2 protein-coding genes and 1 pseudogene are annotated in these 3,449 nt (G+C 65.2%); 1 reads left to right on the top strand and 2 read right to left on the bottom strand.

Annotated elements, in window-relative coordinates:
- Window positions 1-131 precede the first annotated feature (131 nt).
- Window positions 132-2,048 carry a methyl-accepting chemotaxis protein gene (locus EP26_RS32755; protein WP_052389882.1) on the top strand — a complete coding sequence of 639 codons (1,917 nt, stop codon included), beginning with the start codon at window positions 132-134 and terminating at the stop codon, window positions 2,046-2,048.
- Between the two features lie 467 nt (window positions 2,049-2,515).
- On the opposite strand, the pseudogene EP26_RS37930 reads toward EP26_RS32755, so the two are convergent.
- Window positions 2,516-2,733, bottom strand: a pseudogene (locus tag EP26_RS37930) (transposase); the annotation flags it as partial.
- Window positions 2,734-2,878: 145 nt separating this feature from the next.
- Window positions 2,879-3,187: a DUF2312 domain-containing protein gene (locus EP26_RS30150; RefSeq protein WP_043345033.1), complete on the bottom strand. Its 309-nt coding sequence runs from the start codon at window positions 3,185-3,187 to the stop codon at window positions 2,879-2,881.
- Window positions 3,188-3,449: the final 262 nt, after the last annotated feature.

The raw sequence follows: 3,449 nt of genomic DNA, 5'->3' as shown, positions 1-3,449 counted from the left end.
CGATCCAACGATGACACTGACGGTCTGGGCCATAGCCGGAGAATTCCACCGCAGCGGCCCGCTGTGAATCCTCCGTCTGGGTCAGTGCACTAGCGGCCAACAGCCTGTCGGCTTGGCGGGCCGCAAGTCGAGTGGTTGAGCTGGAGCAACTCGTCAGCGCCGGAGCACGCTTTGCCTATATGCTGGCGAGCGAAGGGCGTGCCTCGCGGGCTTATGCCAGCAGCGGCGCGGCTGAGGATCGGACCCGTATGCTGGCCGAGCGGGCAGTGACCGATCGCAACCTGCAGGACTTCCGCGGGGCGGTTGCGGCGGCGCCGCTGGCCGATCCGGTCGCCCGGGAAGCCATCGACTTCATGCTGAAGCACGTTGAGGGGCTCGGGGCATTCCGCGAGAAGACCGAAGCGCGCAGCGTGGTCGTCGCCGATTCGGTCCGCCTGATCCGACCGATTCTCGCGCGCGGCTATGAACTTGTCGCCCGGCTGGCGGCGCTGACCGACGACCCAGTCATCAAACAGCGGGCCTTCGCCTTCCAGGCGGTTTTGCTGGTTTCCAAAGGAGTTTCGGGAGAGAATTCGGTGGGCGGCCAAGCGCTGCGCGACGGCGCCCTGTCAGTCGCCGCCCTCGCCAGCTTTTTGGAGGGTTCCCACGAGTTGCGCAGCTTCGGTGACCAAGTGCGCAATATTGCCCCCCCCACTATCGCTGAGAAATGGCAGTCCTATCGCACCGGTCCCGAGACCCAAAGCCTCGAGCGTATGCGGCAGGAGGTTCTGGCGATTGCCGAAGGGCGCAAGCCGGAGCCGGGCTTGCTGCAGCGTTGGAACAGCGAGAATGCGGCGCGTATCCGCTTCGTCGACGAGTTAGTCGCTGAGTCCAGCCGCAGCCTGACCGCCGAAGCCAATGCCCGACTTGTAACGGCGCGGGCGAGCCTGCTCACCTTTGCTGGTGCCGCCCTTGCCATCTTAGCGTTGGTTGCGGTGCTGAACCGTGCCGTATTGCGGACCATCCGCAACCTGCTGCAGCAGTTGTCGGAGTCCCTGACGGCTCTGGCGGAACGCCGCTATGACGCGGTGGTCATTGCCAAAGATCGCCAGGACGAACTGGGCAGCATGGCGCGCGCCATCAGCATCTGCCGCGACGGGCTGCAGGCGGCCGATGCCCAGGCCGCCGCCCAGGCCGTAGAGCAAGCGGCCAAGGCCGAGCATGCTGCGCGCCTGTTCGCCCTGACCAACAGTTTCGAGAACCGGGCTGGCGAGATGATCCAGACCTTGGCGTCCGCGGCCACCAAACTGGGCACGACAGCCGAGGGCATGACCGCCGCGGCCGACCGCACCGCCTCCCGCGCCAATGCCGTGGCTAATGCCGCGGGCGAGGCTAATGCCAATGTGCAGACCGTCGCCGCCGCCGCCGAGGAACTCTCCGCCTCGGTCTCCGAGATTACCCGCCAGGTCTCGCAATCCACAGAGATGACCAACCAGGCCGTTGCCGAAACCAAGCGCACTGACGCGACCGTTCGAACCTTGGCCGAGGCCGCTCAGCGGATCGGCGAGGTGGTCAAGCTAATCAGCGACATCGCTGGCCAAACTAATTTGCTCGCATTGAATGCCACTATCGAGGCAGCTCGTGCCGGCGAGGCTGGCAAGGGCTTCGCGGTGGTGGCTTCTGAGGTAAAGACCCTGGCTAACCAGACCGCTCAGGCGACGCAGGAGATTGCCGCCCAAGTCGATCAGATCCAGGTGGCCACCCAAAGCACTGTCAGTGCCATCGGCGGGATCGCTGGGACGATCGACTCTGTGAGCACCATTGCTGCCGCCATTGCTGCCTCTGTCCAGCAGCAAGGCGCTGCAACTCAAGAGATCGCTCGCAATGTTCAGCAAGCGGCCGCCGGCACCACCGAGGTGACGAACCGCATCAGCGAGGTTGGCCGCGACACGACTCAGACCGGCCAAGGGGCGGCCGATGTGCTCGCCGCCGCCACCGATGTCTCGCGCCAAGCAGAGGGTATGACCGTCGAGATCCGCAGCTTCCTACAAGGCGTGCGGGCGGCGTAAATGGTGCTACGCGTTACCGGCAGGAACCATCACAGCCTGCCGGTCCTGTGCTAACCCCTCGCCTTCGCAGTGCATTGAGGTAGGGCGGCACTCTGGTCGGGCCCAAGACGCCGCTGGTCGCCATATTTCCGACCAGGATTGATGTCGGCGACGCGTTTGGCTGAGCGAAGCGTCCGCCCCTTGTCGAACGACCACTGGTACCGGGACGCCCGAGCCAACGCCTTCACCGGCGCCGGGTCGGCGCACGTTGCACTTCAGGGTCGCGACCCTTCGTCACTGGTGCCACCAACGTCTTCCGCCCCGGTCGCGGAGATTGGCAAGCAGCACATAGACGATGATGCTAATTGCCTCGGTCCTGCCGTCGCCTCAACGCCTCAGGCGCGGCGGTTGTGAGGTCTCAGCCGAGGTCTGCGAATCCCCCGTGCCGAGCCCCCGTACGTCCGACCAGGACTCGGTTTGGGAGCGCGGGGCGGGAAGTCGCGTGGCAGAGGTCGCACGGCGCAGCCGGTCCGCCAGACGTAGACCACGCCGTCAGCAAGGCGCGCCTCGACCATCGTCGCGGTCGTCCGCAGCGCGCCGGACCGGGCAGGAACGCCTGCGGGATGTGCCACTTGGCGTCGGTCAGGCACGTTGCACGGGGCTGGGACGGGCGTGCAAGCTCGGCCCGGGCGGCAGGGGTCCGCATCGGCCGCCGCGAAGAATGTCAGACACACCGCGAACGCTGCGGACCGCCGCCGTTCCCCCCATCACAAGTCTACCCGTGTCCGTCCCGAAACCGGCTCTCACGCGGGCGACCGGTGCAAAAAATCTGCTGGACCCTGTCCCAGCCATCACATTCCAAGCGCGCGCTTGTAGAGGTCTAGCAGTGTTTCCTGCTCCTCCACCTCGGCCGGCTCCTTCCTGCGAAGTGAGATAAGCTGACGGACCACCTTGATATCGAAGCCCGCTGACTTTGCCTCGGCGAAAATGTCCTTGATGTCGTTGGCAAGAGCTTTGCGCTCCTCTTCCAACCGCTCGATCCGCTCGATAATTGACTGCAGGCGGTCGACAGCAATGCCGCCCACCTCCGGATCTGGATCTGCCGCCTGCCTGGCCCGGCTGGCCTGGGCTTCCTGGTCCTCGTAGATGCTCGTGCTCATGTCGGTCTTTGTTTCCTCGGCGGAGATCCGAAGCACCCCTCTACCATCACAGCGAGGCGAGTGCGCCAGCTCACAACGAAGTCGCCATAGCGTACAAGTGTTAACCGGCTGTTGGCAGCGACGATGCCGCCGTTCCAGCTTGCTTGCCCGAGCATCTCCTTCTCTGGATGTACCGCACCCGGCTCTCTGGACAATAGGTTGGCTTACGCGGCGCGCCTGAAAGTCTCCTGCTGCCAGGCAGCGCGCATGTCGGCGGGGCTGC

The sequence above is a fragment of the Belnapia moabensis DSM 16746 genome (assembly GCF_000745835.1).
GTDB lineage: Bacteria > Pseudomonadota > Alphaproteobacteria > Acetobacterales > Acetobacteraceae > Belnapia > Belnapia moabensis.
The sequence above is the reverse complement of the archived record's forward strand: the minus strand, read 5'-3'. Positions and strand labels throughout refer to the sequence as shown.

Coding starts and splice junctions, on each gene's coding strand:
- EP26_RS30150 (WP_043345033.1), bottom strand. CDS start 3,187: ATGAGCACGAGCATCTACGAGGACCAGGAAGCCCAGGCCAGCCGGGCC.